The organism is Halostagnicola kamekurae (assembly GCF_900116205.1).
GTDB classification, from domain to species: Archaea; Halobacteriota; Halobacteria; order Halobacteriales; family Natrialbaceae; genus Halostagnicola; species Halostagnicola kamekurae.
This window is the reverse complement of the sequence record NZ_FOZS01000001.1, coordinates 583,937-601,177: the sequence shown is the minus strand read 5'-3', so window position 1 is coordinate 601,177 and position 17,241 is coordinate 583,937. Positions and strand designations below refer to the sequence as shown.

Below are 17,241 nucleotides of genomic sequence, written 5' to 3'. Positions count from 1 at the left end.
CTCTCGAGCGCTCGCGGGAAACGGGTTCCCTACGCTCGTCGAACGAGAACGGAACCGCTCGTCCGTTCGCGGTCGAATTCGTAGCCGAACCGCTCGAGCAGCCCGAGACTGGTCTCGACGTGGTTGGTGACGGCCGGCAGCCGAACCGCGCCGCCGGCGAGCGCGAGAAAGACCAGCAGTTGATCGCCGAGGTGCCGGTCGACCGCCGCGTCGGACTCGAGAAATCGATTCGCCGCGTCCGCCGCATCCTCGCCGACGCGTTCGGCCGGTTTCCCCCGCTCGCCGAGCGAACCGAATCCCGCCAGCCCGCCGGCGTGTTCCAGTCGGAGCACGATCGCCGACCCGGGACAGTCGCTCGAGGCGGTCGTCAGCCGTCGGGTCCGAACATCGATCCCGCCAGTATCGTCGTCGCGCATCGAAAGCCGCTCGAGCGCTCCCCCCGCCTGTCTGTGGGCCACGTCGCTGTCCGCCAGCGACGCCGACTCGGTCGAGTACGCTCGCACGCCGTCGACCGGCCCTCGGGTTTCGAGATCGATCGGCTCGAGATCCGACGGGGCCAGATGGAGCGTCGCCCGGCCGCCGCCGTCCGGGTAGAACCCACGGCGATCGACCTCACAGCACACCTCGAGTCCGAAGCGCCGCAGGATCGGGTATTTGACCTGCGTCGCGTACTCGATCGGTGGCGACCAGGCGACGTCGGTCCCGCCGGTGACGGTGAGCGAGAGGGGCTCCTCGAGCGCGCTCGCGAGCGGCAAGACGGCGTCGAACAGGAGCGTGACGCTGCCCGCGGTACCGATATCGACAGCGTAGCTACCGCCCGGGACGGTCGCTTTCTCCACACCGGCGTCGGTACCGGGGTCGAACTCGATCGTTTCCGAGCCGACCGCGGCACCCGAAACCTCGGCGTCGCAAATCGCTTCCATCGTCTCGAGCACCGCGAGGTGCTGGGGTCGCAGCCCCGGCGTCGAGCGATCGCCGCGGACGTTCTCGATCCGGATCGGTTCGTTCTCGAGACCCGAAAGCGAGAGCGCCGTTCGGACGAACTGGCCGCCGGCGTCCGCGCCGTCGAGTTCGCGCATAGCGTCCCGTGCGCAGGCCAGGTGGATTGTTCTATCGTTCGCGGTCGAACGCCGGTCGCGACGGGCGACCGTTCCGACGGTCCTCGCGAGATGATCGCCACGGACGGGACTGGCGCCCACGAGATGAATACCGCGGACGAGTCCGCCGCCCACGAGATGATCACCGCGAACGGGACTGCCGCCTGCCGCTCACGAAATGATCGCGCGAACCGCAAACAGCAGGTTCTCCTTGCGTTCGCGGACGCGCCTGTAGAAGTACGACAGCCAGCGCGAGCCGTAGGGAACGTACTGGTAGACGCTGACGCCGTCGGCCGCCAGTTCGCGTTGGGCGTCCGCCCGAACGCCCATCAGCATCTGGACCTCGTAGGGCGTTCCGTGCTCCTCGTGTAACTGCTTCGCGTAGGCGATCATCTCCGGGTCGTGGCTCCCGACCGCGATTCCGCCGTCCCGATTTTCAAACGCGTCCTCGAGCAGCGTTCGGTAGGCCTCGTCGACCCGATCTTTCTCCTTGTAGGCGATGGATTTCGGCTCGTCGTAGGCCCCTTTGACGAGTCGAACTTTGCCCGGAACGTCGGCCAACCGCTCTAAGTCCTCGCGCGTGCGTTTCAGGTTCGCCTGCAGACAGAGCCCGAGGACCCCATCGACGGCCGCTCGGCCCTCGTCCACCGCTTCACCCGACCCGTTCGTCGCCGCCTCCGTCGACTCGCCAGTAGCCGGTTCCGTCGCTCGAGCACTTCGGTCCGCGTACTCTCGAGCCAGCAGTTCGTACGCCTCGAGCGTCGCGTCGGTCGTCGTGTGATCTTCCATGTCGACCCAGACGAAGACGCCGCGGTCGGCGGCGTGCGAGACGATCCGCTCGAGGTTCGACTCGAACTCCTCGGGGCCGATATCGAGGCCGATCTGCGAAGGCTTGACCGAGATGCAGGCGTCGAACGCCGTCCGCGCGATGGAGTCGACGAGCGATCGGTAGGCGTCGACGTCCGCGGCAACCGCGTCCGGATCCGTGTGGTGTTCGCCGAGCAAGTTGAGGATCGCCCCGACCCCCTCGTCATCGAGCGTCTGGACGTGCTCGAGCGCCGTCGCTGGCGACGTTCCGGCGACGAACCGGTTAGCGATCGGTGGTATCATCCCACATGATGTTTCGGCCGAGAGTGCTTAAGCGCTACACCGATATTCGCTCTCGAGTGCTAGCGGGTACCGAAGAGCGCTCGAACGTCGGCGTCTTCGATGCGTCCGAGTAACCGCTCGGTGGACGAGGCCAACACGTCTGGGAGTCGATCGACTGATTCCGCCATTGATATGCCGTATTCTCCGCCATCCATATTATATGCGATTCGAACGCTATTCATTTTACATCGTCACCCTCCTTCGTGAGGGGTAGCTACAATTCTCTCGAGGGTGAAGGAAGCGTATGGAACGCCAATCGACCGAAGACCCGTACGGACACTACGTCGCGGGCGAGTGGACCGCCGGCGACGGAACGGAGACGTTCGACAGCACGAACCCGGCGACCGGCGAGGCGCTCGCGACGTTCGAACGCGGAACCGAGTCGGACGTCGACCGGGCGCTCGAGGCCGCCGCCGAGGCCGCCGACGAGTGGCGAGCGCTCTCTTACATCGATCGCGCGGAACACCTCTGGGACATTTATCACGAACTACGCGAGCGGACGGACGAACTGGGCGAGATCGTCACGAAAGAGTGCGGCAAGGAGATCTCCGAGGGGCGGGCAGACGTCGTCGAAGCTTATCACATGGTCGAGTGGGCCGCGGGCAACGCCCGCCATCCCCACGGCGACGTGGTCCCGAGCGAAATCGCCTCGAAAGACGCGTACATGCGCCGGAAACCGCGCGGCGTCGTCGGCTGTATCACCCCCTGGAACTTCCCCGTCGCAATTCCCTTTTGGCACATGGCCATCGCGCTGGTCGAGGGCAATACCGTCGTCTGGAAGCCCGCCGAACAGACGCCGTGGTGCGGCCAGATCATCGCCGAGATGTTCGAGGACGCGGGCGTTCCAGACGGCGTCTTCAACATGGTCCAGGGCTTCGGCGACGCCGGCGCGGCCATCACCGACGACGAGCGCGTCGACACGGTCCTCTTTACGGGTTCGGCGGAAGTCGGTCAGGAGATCGCCAGCAAGGTCGGCGGCGAACCCGGCAAACTCGCGGCCTGCGAGATGGGCGGCAAGAACGGCATCGTTGTCACCGAGGAAGCCGATCTCGACATCGCCGTCCACGCCGCGGTCATGTCAAGTTTCAAGACGACCGGCCAGCGCTGCGTCTCGAGCGAGCGCCTGATCGTCCACACCGACGTCTACGAGGAGTTCAAAGACCGGTTCGTCGATGTCGCCGAGCGCATCTCGGTGGGCGACCCGCTCGAGGAAGAGACGTTCATGGGGCCGGTGATCGAGCCCGACCACGTCGAGAAGATCGCGAGACACAACGAACTGGCCCGAAAGGAAGGAGCCGAGGTGCTCGTCGACCGGTTCGAACTCGGGGACGAGGAGATTCCCGAGGGACACGAAAACGGGGCGGCCACCGCCGCCGATGGCGAGGGAAGCGACAGCTACGCGAACGGCTACTGGGTCGGGCCGTTCGTCTACGAAATGGCGTACGACCCCGATCTTCGCTCGCTGAACGAGGAGTGTTTCGGTCCCCACGTCGCGCTCATCGAGTATGACGGCGACATCGACCGGGCACTCGAGATTCACAACGACACCCCCTACGGCCTCGCGGGCGCGATCATCTCAGAAGACTACCGACAGATCAACCGGTTCCGCGACCACGCGGAACTCGGACTCGCGTACGCGAACCTACCGTGTATCGGCGCGGAGATCCAGCTTCCGTTCGGCGGCGTCAAGAAGTCCGGCAACGGTTATCCGAGCGCGCGCGAAGCCATCGAGGCGGTCACGGAACGCACCGCCTGGACGGTGAACAACTCGAGAGAGATCGAGATGGCACAGGGACTCTCCGCGGACATCACGACCGGCGAAAAACGCGAGTAGCGACGCGGAACGTGCCCGAGGAGATCAAACAGGAGCTGTCGATAGCTCCGATAACGAGCGTTAGTCGTCGTGATCCCGTAGCTCGTGGACCTCGGACTCGATTTCCTTGGCGAGTTCGGCCTGATACTCGTTGGCCTCGGCGATCTCGTTGCTGGCCTCGGCTATCTCCTCGGCTTTCCCCATCGAGGAGTCGGTCATACTGGCGACCTCTTCGGTGCTTGCGGCCTGATCGTCCGTCGCGTCGGCGACCTCCTGAATGCCGGTCGTCGCCTCCTGAACGGAGGTTTCGATTCGGTTGAGATCCTCGACGGCGTCCTCGACGAGGTCGACCGCGTCGTCGGTCTCGGCTCCCGCCCGATTCATGCTCTCGACGGTGCTCTCGGTCTCGCGTTGAATCTGTTCGACCATCTGCTCGATGTTCGTCGCCTCCTCCTGAGATTCCTCGGCGAGGGCTTTGACCTCGTCTGCGACGACGGCGAAGCTGTCGCCTGCCTCGCCCGCGGTCGCCGCCTCGATCGAGGCGTTGATCGCCAGCAGGTTCGTCTGATCGGCGATCGTGTTGATCACTTTGACGATCTCGTCGATCTTCTCGACTCGCTCGCGGAGGTTCTCGACGTCCTCCGAGACCTCGCTGGCGGCTTCTTCGAGACTTTCCATCTTCTCGAGGGCATCTTCGGCCGTGTCGGAGGCGTTGTCCGCGATGTCTCTGGCGTTCTCGCTCGTCGAGCTGACCTCCTCTGCGTTCGAGGCGATTTCCTCGACCGTCGCCGAGAGGCTCGAGATCTCGCCGGACACCTGAGACATCGACTCGACTTGCTCGTCGGCGAGTTGGCCGACCTCGTTCGACCGCTCGACGACGTCGTCGGCGGACTCGCGCAGTTCCGAGACGCTCGCTTCGACGCTTTCGGACACACGCTCCCGTCGCTCGAGTTCCGCCTCGATGTCTGCGTAGGAGTGGATGTACGTGTCCATCACGACCTGCTGGTCGAGGTTGATGAGTTTGAGCGCCGAGAGCGTGCGCTCGACGACCTCGTCGACGGCCTCGTCGACGGCCGCCTGCGCCTCGCTCGCGGTGAGAAGCGCCTCGTCTCGAGCTTTCGTCGCCGCCGCGCTCGAATTCGGCGCGGTATCCGCACCCGACGCGTCCGCACCCGTCGCATCCACATCCGACGTACCCGTACTCGAACTCGCAGACGTCTCCATCGGCGCTGTCGATTCGGTTTCGTTCGGCTCGCCGGCGAGAGCCGGTCGATCTTTCGCTTCGCTGGCGACCGCCTCGAGAATCCCTTCGTAGTAGATCGAATAGGCACCCAGATAGATCTCCGGGCCGAGATCCAGCATGTCGTGTAGCTTCCCGATCTTCGCGCGCCGATCGAAGTAATCCTGCCCGTACTCGCCGCGACCCAGGTCCCTGAGGTACTCCGCCTGGGTGCGTTTGAGCGCCTCGACCCGCTTGCTCGAGGCGTTCAGTATCTCGATCGTCTCCTCGTGAGACTGCATCTCCGCGTAGAAATCGTCGACGAGATCGTCCGCGATTGAATCTAACAGCTCCGACATCGACTCGAGGCGACGCACGTCTTCCCCGTCGAACCGCGTGAATTCCTTTCGCCACTCGATCTGCGCCGCGTCGATGCCGAGTTCGTCGGTCAACTGCGACCCGATGACGCTTCGCCGATCCTCATCAGAGATCTTGTACTCGCTCCCATCGCCGGTCATAATAACGATTTTTCAATTCTCTTTTGAGTATATAAATCCACTTGTTATTCCAGCCGACCGAAGTTTTGGGGACGAGACCGATGGCTCTACACGGGGAGCATCAACACGAACAGATTCGGTTTATTACTCCTCAGTCAGCCGATTCGCTTCCGTCTCGAGGTCGTCCATGAGCTCGAACTGTTCGTCCGCAATGGCGGCGATTTCTTCGGACTTGTCAGATACCTCTTCAGTCTGACGTTTCGCCTCTTCTGTCATACTCGCGACTTCCTCGATGCTGGCGGCCTGATCGTCGGTCGCCTCCGCGACCTGATTGATTCCCTCGGAGGTATCGCTGACCAGGTCCTCGATACGCGAGAGGTTGTCGACCGTCTCCTGAACCATCTGAACGCTCTCGTCCAGTTCCTCGATCGCCGTCTCGAGGCTCGTCGCGGTGTGTTCGGTGTCCTCCTGAATCTGCGTGACCGTGCGTTCGATGTTTTTCGCTTCCGTTTTGGAGTTTTCGGCCAACGACTTCACCTCGTCCGCGACCACCGCGAACCGGTCGCCGGTCTGGCCGCTGTCTGCGGCCTCGATCGAAGCGTTGACCGCGAGCAGATTCGTCTGGTCGGCGATGTCGTTGATGACTTCGACCACCTCGTCGATCTCCTGAACGCCCTCTCGCAGGGCCTCGACGTCTTCGGAGACCTGCTCGGTCGCCTGCTCGACGCTTTCCATGCTCTCGATGGCCTGCTCGCCGTTCTCGAGCGAGTCCTCGACGAACTCGGCGCTCTCGTCGCTGGTCGAACTGACCTCCTGTGCGTTCGAGGCGACTTCTTCGACGGTCGCGGAGACCGTCGACACTTCGCTGGTCACGGTCGAGATCGATTCGGATTGGCTCGAAGTCATCGAGTCGATCTCGTTCGAGGCCTGCTGGACGTCTTCGGTCGCCTCGCGGAGTTCCGCGACCATCTCTTGGGTTCGCTCGGCGATCGATTCCCGACGCTCGAGGTCTTCCTCGAGGTTGGCGTAGGACTTGACGTACTGATCGACCGCGACCTGCTGATCGAGGTTCAGTAACTTGACCGTCGACACGATCCGCTCGACCATCGTCTCGACACCATCTTGGACAGTACCAGCAGCAACGTCGGTCTCGGGATCCGCGTTCGCGACGCCGATCTCCTCGAGCATATCGGCCGCGATACCCTCGACCAGTGCCTCGGTGTGTACCGTGTAGGCCCCGATGACGATGCTCGGTTCGACTCCCATCTGCTCGTAGCGCTCGCCGGCCTTCGCCCGCTTCTCGTAATACTGCTTGCCGTACGATCCGGACGCCATCTCGTCCACGTGGCCGTTTATTTGCTGTCGAATTCGCTCGGCACCGGCCGAGTCGACGGTCCCCATCGCGATCGAGTGATCAGCGATCGTTTCGGAGATTCGATCCGCCTCCGATCGGATAACCGACGAAATCTCCTCGAGCCGTTTTCGATCCTCGTCGTCGAATCGCGTGAACTCCTTTCGCCACGCCAGCGATTGGCCGTCGATACCGAGTTGGTCCACCTCGGCCACAGCCCCGCCGTCCGTTCGATATGGATCCTCGTTCATGTGGGTAGTAATTGGTATACTTCCTCGCTATCGGGGTTTAGGTTTACTGGCCCACAGCGCGCTCGAGCGCCGTGCTCGGTCGCACATGGTCCCGAGAATTGCACTGGAATTCCGAAAAACCGAGTCGCTCGATAGTATTGCTCCCGTGACGAATCGGCTACAACGATTCGACGTCGAGGATCATCACCACGTCACCTTCGCCGAGGACGGACGCGCCACTGATTCCCTCGGTGGAACTGAGCGAGCCGTGGAACGGCTTGATGACGACCTCTTCCTGTCCGTTCATCCCGTTACACCGCAACGCGACTTTGCGAATGTCGTCTTTGACCCGAACGATCAGGTCGTCGTCTTGCTGTTGGGAGTTCGGAACCGACAGCGACTCGCCGAGGTCGATGATCGGGTACGTCTTCGAGTCGTGACTGAGGATCCTCGAGTCGTCGATCGACTGGACGTCCAGATCCGAGATCACCGAGATGTCATCGACGTTCTTGATCGGAATGCCGTACGCCTCGTCACCGATTTCGACGAACAACACCCGTTCGATCGCCACGCTCACCGGCAGGGTCAGCGTGACGCACGTTCCCTCACCGGGTTCGCTCTCGACGTCGATGTCGCCGTCGACGCTCTGGACCACGCGGTTGACGACGTCCATTCCCACGCCGCGACCGCTGATGTCCGTTACCTCGTCGTTCGTCGAGAAGCCGGGGTGAAAGATCAACTCGAAGACCTCCGAGCGCTCGAGCGACTGGATTTTTGCGGGGGTCATGACGTCCTTCTCGATCGCCTTCGAACGGATCCGCTCCGGATCGAGACCCGCGCCGTCGTCTTCGATAGCGAGAGTTACCGTATCGCGCTCGCGTGTGCCCCGAAGTTCGATGGTTCCCTCCCGAGGTTTCCCCTTCGCTTCGCGAACGTCCGGGTCTTCGATCCCGTGATCGATCGCGTTTCGAATGAGGTGGACGAGCGGGTCGCGCATCTCGTTCAGGATCGACCGATCCATCTCGATGTCGACGCCGGTCATCTCGAAGTTGATCTCCTTGCCCTGATCCTGTGCGATGTCCCGGACGAGTCGCGGGAAGTGGCCCGCGATCGTCCGAACCGGAACCAGCCGCATCTCGAGGACGGTATCCTGAATGCGGGAGGTGATCTTGTCGTGTTCGCTGAGTTCCTTTTCGACCTCCGAGACGCCCAGTTCTTCGATGGTGTTTCGAAGCTTGATTCTGCTCGTCACCATCTCCTCGACCTGGTTGTAGAGTTCGTCGATGGTCGTCACGTCGACGCGGATCGATTCGATCTCCGTGTCGTGATTGTCGAGTACCGACCCGCCGCCGCCCCCCGACGATCCGCCGTCTTCCTCGCCTTCGTCGTCCGCGAGCCCGCCTTCCAGCGCATCAGTAACCTCTGTCACTTCGACCGACTCGAGATACCGGTGACCGTCGTACTCCTCGAAAATGTCGTCGGCAGCCGCACCCGAGTCCGGCGAGACGTACAGTTCGAACCCGTCTTCGAACTCGCCGGATTCGATGTCGGTGATCGCGGGTACTCCCGCGTGAACGGTATACCCGTCCCGAATGTCCCCGAGAACGAACATCGCATCGACGAGGTTCGATTCGCCGTCACCGATCGAGAGATCGAGGTGAAAGACCGAGTCGGCGCTGGCCGCTTCCGTCTCGGCGAGGGTCTCGAACGGAATATCGATCGAGTCGTCGGCCGAATCGTCACCGTCGTCCGTCGGGGTGGTAACTTCCTCGCCGTCGCTGCCGTCGATCTCCGCTCTGAGCTGTGCGACCGTCGCGCTCGGGTCGAGTTGCACCTCCCCCGACTCGTCGATCTGGGTGACCATCTCGTCGAGCGAATCCACCGCTTCGAACAGCAGGTTCATCCGGTCGTTGGTCACCGCCATGTTTCCCTCTCGCACCTCGTCGAGTAAATCCTCGAGCGCGTGTGCGAGGTTCGACGGCGCTTCGAACCCCATCGCCCCGAAGTTCCCCTTGAGGTTGTGACTCACCCGAAAGACCGCGTCGATCGCCTCGGCGTCGCTCGGATTGTCCTCGAGAGCCAGCAACGAATTGTTGAGCTGGAGAAGGTCGTCCTGGCTTTCCCGAATGAATGTATCAAAAACGTCACTCATACCTTGATACGTAGTACGTCGAACACCAACGATTTAGGCTTACTGGCTGAATTACCATATCCTTACAACGTTCCTAGCCGCCATTATCGGCCGGTAAGCGGTCTGAAACGCCGCGTGTGGGGTGCGTTCGAGAGTTACTCGTCGTCGACCCATCAGTAGGCTGGAGGATCACACCGTCGAGACGGTCGGGGCGAAGCGGGCCGAGATGGGGCCGATCGGTTCGAAATGGAACTCGATCGGTTCGAGACGGGGCTCTCGAGGGCCCGTTTCGCCCGGTCGAAAGCGGGGCCAGAACAGTTATCCGGGTCGCGTTTGACAGTTCTCGTGTAACAGCACACGAACTTCGCATATCTTTGGAACGCGAGAGTAACTGGGTGCCGTTGGATGATGGACCACGAAACGAGGATGATCCGAGCGCACGATCAGACGGAGAAAAAATGACAGCGACAGACGAGACGCCGGAAGTGATCGCAGTCACACTGCAGAAGGGTGGGACCGGCAAAACGTTTACCGCGATGAACATCGCGGGGGGGCTTGCAGCTCGCGGGTTCGAAGTCCTTCTCGTCGATTTCGATCCGCAGGGAACGTTAACTGCCAACCTCGGCAAGCGCGAGCAGTATTTCGATCTCGACACGCTCTCGCTTGACGAGGTGCTGCTGGACCCATCGGAGTGGGATCGAGTGACAGAGCTGATCGAAACCGACCACGAAGAGTTCGACCTCGTTCCCGCGAACCAATCGTACAACGGGAACAAGACGCCCCTCGACGCCGCGGACGCCGGTGGGAACCGATTCGGACGGCTCTTAGAGCACTTCGAAGGCGAGTACCACTACGTCGTCTGTGACTGCCCGCCCGACTTCTCGCCGTACGCGAAGAACGCGGTAACTGCGGGCGAAAACATCGTCATCCCGATGATCCCGGAGACGGAGATGCCCCACTCGGTCGACTTGCTGTTCGACCAGTACGACGTCCTCGAGATGATGCACGAACTCGACATCTCCTATCTCGCCTCGGTGATGACCGTCGACTCGACGAAGATGACGAGCGAACACCAGCGGATTGTCTCCTGGTTCGAGGACACGTTCGGCGAGAAGGGCGTGGTGACGGACCACCGGGCGGCGTTCGCGAGGGCCAAGAAGAACCAGCGGTCGATCTACGCCTACGAGGAATCGCTCGCAAACGCGGAACTCGATACCTACGACAGGCTCGTCCGACTCGTCATGGAACAGACCGAGCCGCCGACGTTCGGAATCGACGTCGAGGCGGCGACACAGCTGTCGCTCGACGGTATTCGCCGTCGGCGAGAGCAAACCCGAGAAAAAGAGGTAAACGCATGAGCGAGGACACACCCGACCCAGACGACCAGTTCGAAGACCAACTATCGGACGTTGGTTCCCGAACGCGCGAGAAGTTTTCGGCGGAAGAACGGAAGAAAGCGGAAAAGCTCGGGGTTTCTCCGGGCGATCCGGACGAGTCGACGGCTGACGCGACTGACGCCGATACCACCGATGCAGATGGTGGTACAAGTGCCCCGTCGGATACCGACGCCGATGATGACAGAGCCGGCGTCGACGCCGGTACTGACAGAGACGGTGCTGCCGTCGACGCCGAGAGTAGCAGCGACGACAACGGTCCGTCCGATGGCGACGATACCGACGTTTCGCCCGACGGGAGAGACGCCACCGCCCCCGCTGCAGCCGACCGAGCCCACCCGTCACCATCCGATGCCGAATCGACCGGCTCCGGAGCGGGAACTGTATACGAATACAACGACATGAATTCCAAACTCGAACACGACACAGAGTCGTCCGTCGACGACCAGCGGCCGACGACCGAGGCTGCCGCCCAGGCGGACACGAACCAGTCGAGCGGATCGATGGCCGGCTTGGGCGGCGTGACGACCGGCGAACGGATGGCGGTCACGAAGACGGAGGTCGACTTCGTTACCGGAGACGAGGCGCAAACGAACGAAACGGAGCAGACGAAACTGCTGTATTTCGAACTCAACGACGAGTTGTTCGCCGCCCCCCTCGAGAGCATCAGTTCCGTCGAGGAGCTGTCGGGGCTGACCCGGTACCCGCGGTCGCCGGAACCGATCGACGGCGTGACCGATATGCGGGGCAAGATTATCGCGGTCTTGAACCCGAAGGTGATCGTCGACCTCTCGAACGCGAGCCACGAAAACGGGGCCGGCGGGGACTACATAATCGTTCAGGAGGAGATCGAGGACGAACACCGAATCGGGGTGCGGGTCGACGACATCAGCCACGTCGAATCCGCGAGCGAGGAATCGATCACGCCGATATACGACATCACCGAGATGGATCTTGTCACGATCGACGAGTCTTACCTCGAGGGCATCATCCACGGCTATCGCGCCGACGAACAGGCCCAGGTGCCGCTGGTCGATTTCGCGTCGCTCATGGAAACACTGAAAGAGTATTAATACTGGGTCTCAGAACGTTCGTACATGGTTACCGTTGGCATCGTCGACGACTCCGCGTTCATGCGGAACATTCTCACCGAGATTCTCGAGCAGCGCGGACACGACGTCGTCGGCGAGGCCAGCGACGGCGAATCTGCCGTCGAACTCGTCGAAACCACGGACGTCGAGGTCATCACGATGGACATCTCGATGCCCGGACAGGGGGGCCACTGGGCCGTCGACAAGATCATGGAGCGACACCCGGTCCCGATCGTCGTCTTGAGCGCACACGTCCACGAAGACGCCGAAGAGGCGCTCGAGTTGATGGAACGCGGCGTCGTCGATATCATCAGAAAACCCGGCGGCAAGGAGCGATCGGTTTCGCTCTGGGATCGCGCCGACGAGGTCGTCGAGCGAATCGCCGGCGCTTCGCAGTCGAGCACCCCGTCGGGATCGAGATCCACCTCGACGGCGAGATCTACTACTCGAGGAGTCGATACAGGGACCGGCCGGTCGTTGGGATCGAAGGCGTCGAGCAGCGAGCCATCGCGGGCGGGATCCGTATCAGTGGACGCACCCGGGTCGTCGAAGACGACGACGCTACTCGTTGGCTCCTCGACCGGCGGTCCGAAGACCGTCGAGACGCTGCTCGCGAACCTCCCGGCGAGTCTCGATCTTCGGGTCATCGTCGTCCAGCACATGACCGACGCCCTGACCGGCTCGTTCGCCGAGCGTCTCGACGCGGCGACGGACCTCGAGTTTCGCGAGGCGGGCTCCAACGATACCGTAAGCGGCGGAGAGGGCGTTCTCGCGAAGGGCGGCTACCACCTCGAGGTGACCGGCTACCGGCGCGGCCGGATCGACATCGACCTCTCGAAAGCGCCCAAGATCAACAACGTCAGGCCGGCCGTCGACGCGACAATGCGAACCGCGGCGGACGTCATCGACGATCACATGATCGGGGTAATTCTGACCGGCATGGGCCAGGACGGTGCGATCGGAATTAAGGCGGTCGCCGATGCGGGCGGTCGAACGATCGCTCAGGACGAAGCGACCTCGCGAATATTCGGGATGCCGAAAGCCGCGATCGAAACCGGGTCGGTCGAACAAGTTCTGGCGATCGAGGACATCCCAGAGGCGATCGTCGACCTCTGTACCGACGAGCGAAACGACTAGTCGAAATTTTCGGTCAGTTCGCTACGACACAGCGATAGAAGTCGTCGGTTCGGTCGTGAGAGTCTCAGATGCGCATCCGCGCCGGATCGAGCCAGATGACGAAATCGTCGCCTCGCCGAATAACGCCTTCGACGCCCGGCGCATTACCGCCGGCTTCGACCTCGCTCGGGGTAAACGAGTGGACGCCGCGAACGCCGTCGACGAGCCAGCCGAGCCGACTATCCGCGCCGTCCTTTCGCTTGAAGACGATGAGTTTTTCGTCGGCGTACTCCTCGCCGACCTCGAGCAGCTGCTTGAGGTTTATCACCTTCACGGCCTCCTCGCGGAGGTTGAGGACCCCTTCGATGTGGGGCGGCGTGCTCGGCAGGTTGGTCAACTCGCCGCAGTTTACGATCTCCGCGATGTAGCCGATCTCGACACAGAACCCGTCAGTATCGAGTTCGAACTCCAGTACGTCTACTGCATCCTGCTCGTTCGTCTCCTCGATGCCCTCGTCGACGGCTCCCTGCTCGTACTCTTTTGCTGCCATACGTTGGATTCACCCCCGATCTCAACCGATGTTGAAATCGCTTTCGTACTGAATCGTTTCCCAGACACGTACTTAATTCTCGCGGCCACGAACGTTCCGAGAGCTGATCCGACGACCGACTCGGCTGTTACTACTACCACGCCTGCTCGGTGATAGGTACCCGACCGGCGCGACGACTGCGAGGACGCGATGTACAAACAGCGAACAGTGCCGTATATGTCAGTTTATCGGCCAGATTCCTTTTGCCACACGGATCCACTACTGTACTACTAACGGCCCGTTTTGGCATAAATTCGGGACCAAAATCAAATGACTGACGATAGTGTCGCTCGAGCAGGAAAATTCGAATCACGCGGGAGAAACCGCTTTCGAACGGATACGGACTCGTCTCAATCCCAACCGACTACCGGATCCGCTTCGACGACGTTTTCCTCGAAGACACGATCGTCCAAGCCGACCAACCGCCGATCGGACGAGCCGATGACGATTCAACAGGCCGCCCGAGTCGAATCGCCGACCGTCGTTCCGGGACCGGCCGACAACATCGAGGAGTCCGCGTTCAAAGTCGGAATCGCCGAGTATGCCCTCACCGCCCACAACGAGTACCAGACGCTTCGCTCGAGCGGGTTCGGATCCTGCATCGGTGTCGTGTTGCACGACGAGTCCGCGGCCGTCACCGGGTTGTTGCATTTCATGCTGCCGTCGATCGAGCAAATCTCGAACCCGGATCCGAATCCCGCGAAGTTTGGGGACGCCGGGATCGAAGCGATGATCGATTCGTTCACGGCGCTGGGCGGATCCGTCTCGCGAGCGACGGCCAAACTCGCCGGCGGCGCGACGATGATGGACTTCGAAAACGACGGCGAGTCGATCGGGGAACAGAACGTGACCGCGGCTCGCACAGCACTCGAGTCCCGCGATATTCCGATCGCTGGAACGGATACCGGCGGTTCGATTGGGCGATCGATAACCGTCGACTCGCGGACTGGTTCGGTGTCTATTCAACGATCAGACAGCTCCGATCGAGTCATCTAAACCGGGTGTTTTCGATGCGAAACACGATCAGCTCGAACGGTCCGTTCGCACGTGATGGTATCGGAACATAGCCATTATTATGAAGTTCATCATCATTGAATTATTTAGATCGGTGTTGATTGGTTCCCTGTCGTTTATTGTGTGGCCGTTCCTCGGCTTGATTAGTCGTGGACAACGACCAATCCTGAGACCCCAATTAAGCGGGTCGGAAGTGGATTGTTACAGCCACGAAACCCCCATGGTGATCGAGAATGCGTGAGGAGCCACCAGAGAGTATGTCACTTCTCGAGAAGTTATCGAAAGTGATTACGACAAAACGGACGTCGGAATCGTACGAAACGCCAGTGAACGAGCGCGAAGACCCGGTCGATATCGAACACGAGTTCGAGGAACTCATGGCGCAAGTCAACGACGTTCTCCAGACCAACGACGTTCACTTCGAGGACACACTGGTCAAGGAGAACCTCGACGAGGTACTGCTCGTTCTCATCTCGTTGCACGGTGAAACACACGGGAAAGAGCTGCTCACGGACCTGAATCGGCTCTTCGAAACGGAACTCAGTCCGGGAACCGTCTACCCTCGACTCCACGCGCTCGAGGAAGACGACGTCCTCTCGATGCGCTCGGAGATCCGAACCAAAGAGTACGCCGTCGCGAACGAGGAACAGGTCCACTCGACTGTCGAGGAGACGATGGTCCAACACCTCGCCTTCGGACTCCTTTTGTACGCGTTTCTCTCGTGACAGCTCGCCCGCCAACAGGCGGGCGTTCGCTACCGGGACTCACCGTCTCCGAGTCCCACGACCAAAACTGTAAACAGTTATCCGACTGGGAGCGCAACCCTCCCATAACATGGCCAAAGATGTCAAGCCGACCCGCAAGAACTTGATGGCGATCGAGGAGCGCATCGAGCTCTCCGAACGCGGCCACGGCACGCTCGAGAAGAAGCGAGACGGCCTCATCATGGAGTTCATGGACATCCTGGACAAAGCTCAGGACGTCCGCGGGGAACTCTCCGAGGACTACGAACGGGCCCAGAAGACGATCAACATGGCTCGAGCGATGGAAGGCGACGTCGCAGTCCGCGGCGCGGCCGCGGCGCTGCAGGAACACCCGGAGATCACCACCGAGTCGAAAAACATCATGGGCGTCGTCGTTCCCCAGATCGAATCCTCCCGCGTCTCGAAGAACTTAGATCAGCGCGGTTACGGGATCATGGGCACCTCCGCGCGCATCGACGAGGCCGCGGAAGCCTACGAGGACCTCTTAGAGAGCATCATCCTGGCCGCCGAGGTCGAGACCGCGATGAAGAAGATGCTCCGCGAGATCGAGACGACCAAACGGCGCGTCAACGCCCTCGAGTTCAAACTCCTGCCGGAACTCTACAGCAGCCAGGAATACATCGAACAGAAACTCGAGGAGCAAGAACGCGAGGAGACCTTCCGCCTGAAGAAGATCAAAGAGAAGAAAGAACAGGAAGAAAAGGAAGAGAAGGCCGAAGAAGAAGCCGAACAAGCAGACGACCTCGAAGGCGATCAAACGCCGCCCGTTGGAAGTGCAGCGGGCGGCGACTGACGGCATCGCTGGCCACTCATCTACAACGATTCCGAGGGATCGACCGCTATCTCGAGGACGGCCCGAAAGCGCGGTCGTCCGGACGACGGCAGCGTTCGAACGCAAGATATGGTTTGTTCTCGATGTGAGTCCCCCGTCGTTCGATTTGCAGTTCCCGATTCGTACAGAGAGTACGCGCCGTCAGAAGCGTCGACGGCGACGATCTGTACGCGCTGTCTGCGCGTCCGTCCCCGTTCGGAAACCGACGGGACGAGCCGGAGCGAGCGTGCAGACGTCACCGCGGTCAGCGAGGCGTTCCCGACCCGACAGAAACCGGCCGTCGGCATCGCACTGGCTCTCGAGTTGTGCACGTCGCTCGCGCGGAACCGAGATCGGCTCGAGGCATTGCTGGCGGACCTAGAACAGGCGGGAACGGATCCGCTGTTGACGCTCGAGCGGCTCTGTCGGGACCCGACGATCGAACCGGAAACCGACCTCGAGCGCCGAGTGCACCAGCTCGAGCAGCTCCTTTACTAACCGCGAAAATCGGTTCGGAAATCCCTATCTCGCCGTCGGTTTCACGTTGTTGCTCAGCGCCTGTTTGACCTGCAACGCGGCGCTGGCCGCGAGCCCGCGAGCGACTTCGTCGCGCTCGTCGGCGTCGATCACTTCGTCAGCGGCGTCCTCGAGATCTGTCTCGAGGTCGGGCGTGAATCCGGCGCTGACCGCGTGTCCGACGGGCGGCCGAACCGCGACGGTCACTTGGGGCCCGGCGGTCCCCTGCGAGATGTCCGAATCGACCACGTACTCGTTCGGCAGGAACTCCCGCGTTCGAGCGGCGATTCGGGAGACGTCCCGGTGAAGTGTTCGTTTTTGTGTGTTCGAGATCTCGGGGATATCCGCCGCTGCACGCTTTCCAGCCCCAGTGACACCCGGCAAGCCCGCGTACGGCGTATTTCCGTTCATGAGAAGTCCTACCGGTCCTATGGGGCCGAGCGGTCAAAAGGATTCGGC

Annotated in this window: 15 protein-coding genes; 8 read left to right on the top strand and 7 right to left on the bottom strand. The window is 61.6% G+C overall.

The genetic code is table 11. The annotated features are described in order from the left end of the window. Positions 1-29: 29 nt before the first annotated feature. Together rtcA and BM348_RS02965 are read right to left on the bottom strand one after the other, a co-directional pair. The gene (gene rtcA / locus BM348_RS02970; RefSeq protein WP_092903568.1) at positions 30-1,079 is read right to left on the bottom strand and encodes an RNA 3'-terminal phosphate cyclase; all 1,050 of its coding nucleotides are present in this window, start codon (positions 1,077-1,079) and stop codon (positions 30-32) included. 189 nt (positions 1,080-1,268) lie between these two features. Next, entirely contained in the window at positions 1,269-2,207 is a 939-nt protein-coding gene (locus BM348_RS02965; RefSeq protein WP_092901743.1) for a proline dehydrogenase family protein, read from the bottom strand. A 283-nt stretch (positions 2,208-2,490) separates the two neighbouring features. Between BM348_RS02965 and BM348_RS02960 the strand changes: the two genes are divergently transcribed. Then, entirely contained in the window at positions 2,491-4,080 is a 1,590-nt protein-coding gene (locus tag BM348_RS02960; protein WP_092901740.1) for an aldehyde dehydrogenase family protein, read from the top strand. A 60-nt stretch (positions 4,081-4,140) separates the two neighbouring features. Here BM348_RS02960 and BM348_RS02955 read toward each other — a convergent pair whose 3' ends face one another. The 3 genes from BM348_RS02955 to BM348_RS02945 form a co-directional block, all read right to left on the bottom strand. Further along, entirely contained in the window at positions 4,141-5,796 is a 1,656-nt protein-coding gene (locus BM348_RS02955) for a globin-coupled sensor protein (protein ID WP_092901737.1), read from the bottom strand. Between the two features lie 123 nt (positions 5,797-5,919). Further along, positions 5,920-7,377, bottom strand: a complete 1,458-nt coding sequence (locus tag BM348_RS02950; RefSeq protein ID WP_092901734.1) for a globin-coupled sensor protein — start codon at positions 7,375-7,377, stop codon at positions 5,920-5,922. Positions 7,378-7,534: 157 nt separating this feature from the next. Beyond that, positions 7,535-9,508, bottom strand: coding sequence for a chemotaxis protein CheA (locus tag BM348_RS02945; RefSeq protein ID WP_092901731.1), 1,974 nt, complete (start codon positions 9,506-9,508; stop codon positions 7,535-7,537). A 437-nt stretch (positions 9,509-9,945) separates the two neighbouring features. On the opposite strand from BM348_RS02945, the gene BM348_RS02940 reads away from it, so the two are divergent. Genes BM348_RS02940 through cheB form a run of 3 tightly spaced genes read left to right on the top strand, consistent with a single transcriptional unit; the run spans position 9,946 to position 13,109 of the window. Next, complete coding sequence (locus BM348_RS02940) at positions 9,946-10,845, top strand: ParA family protein (protein WP_092901728.1); 900 nt, start codon at positions 9,946-9,948, stop codon at positions 10,843-10,845. Beyond that, complete coding sequence (locus BM348_RS02935) at positions 10,842-11,954, top strand: chemotaxis protein CheW (protein ID WP_092901725.1); 1,113 nt, start codon at positions 10,842-10,844, stop codon at positions 11,952-11,954. The genes BM348_RS02940 and BM348_RS02935 overlap by 4 nt, the downstream gene beginning before the upstream one ends. A gap of 24 nt (positions 11,955-11,978) precedes the next feature. Next, a complete protein-coding gene (cheB, locus tag BM348_RS02930; RefSeq protein WP_092901722.1) occupies positions 11,979-13,109 on the top strand; it encodes a chemotaxis-specific protein-glutamate methyltransferase CheB in 1,131 nt (376 codons plus the stop codon). 64 nt (positions 13,110-13,173) lie between these two features. On the opposite strand, the gene BM348_RS02925 is transcribed toward cheB, so the two are convergent. Then, entirely contained in the window at positions 13,174-13,638 is a 465-nt protein-coding gene (locus tag BM348_RS02925) for a chemotaxis protein CheW (RefSeq protein WP_092901719.1), read from the bottom strand. 480 nt (positions 13,639-14,118) lie between these two features. Here BM348_RS02925 and BM348_RS02920 point away from each other — a divergent pair, with 480 nt between their 5' ends. The 4 genes from BM348_RS02920 to BM348_RS02900 all read left to right on the top strand — a co-directional run bounded on the left by BM348_RS02920 (position 14,119) and on the right by BM348_RS02900 (position 16,764). After that, positions 14,119-14,673, top strand: coding sequence for a chemotaxis protein CheD (locus BM348_RS02920; protein ID WP_092903566.1), 555 nt, complete (start codon positions 14,119-14,121; stop codon positions 14,671-14,673). A 251-nt stretch (positions 14,674-14,924) separates the two neighbouring features. Continuing rightward, positions 14,925-15,416, top strand: a complete 492-nt coding sequence (locus BM348_RS02910; protein WP_092901713.1) for a helix-turn-helix transcriptional regulator — start codon at positions 14,925-14,927, stop codon at positions 15,414-15,416. Between the two features lie 109 nt (positions 15,417-15,525). Further along, positions 15,526-16,248 (top strand): V-type ATP synthase subunit D, encoded by a 723-nt coding sequence (locus BM348_RS02905; protein WP_092901710.1) that lies wholly within the window; start codon positions 15,526-15,528, stop codon positions 16,246-16,248. Between the two features lie 108 nt (positions 16,249-16,356). After that, positions 16,357-16,764, top strand: coding sequence for a DUF6276 family protein (locus BM348_RS02900; protein ID WP_092901707.1), 408 nt, complete (start codon positions 16,357-16,359; stop codon positions 16,762-16,764). A 24-nt stretch (positions 16,765-16,788) separates the two neighbouring features. On the opposite strand, the gene BM348_RS02895 is transcribed toward BM348_RS02900, so the two are convergent. Continuing rightward, a complete protein-coding gene (locus BM348_RS02895; protein WP_092901704.1) occupies positions 16,789-17,193 on the bottom strand; it encodes a DUF5811 family protein in 405 nt (134 codons plus the stop codon). Positions 17,194-17,241 lie beyond the last annotated feature (48 nt).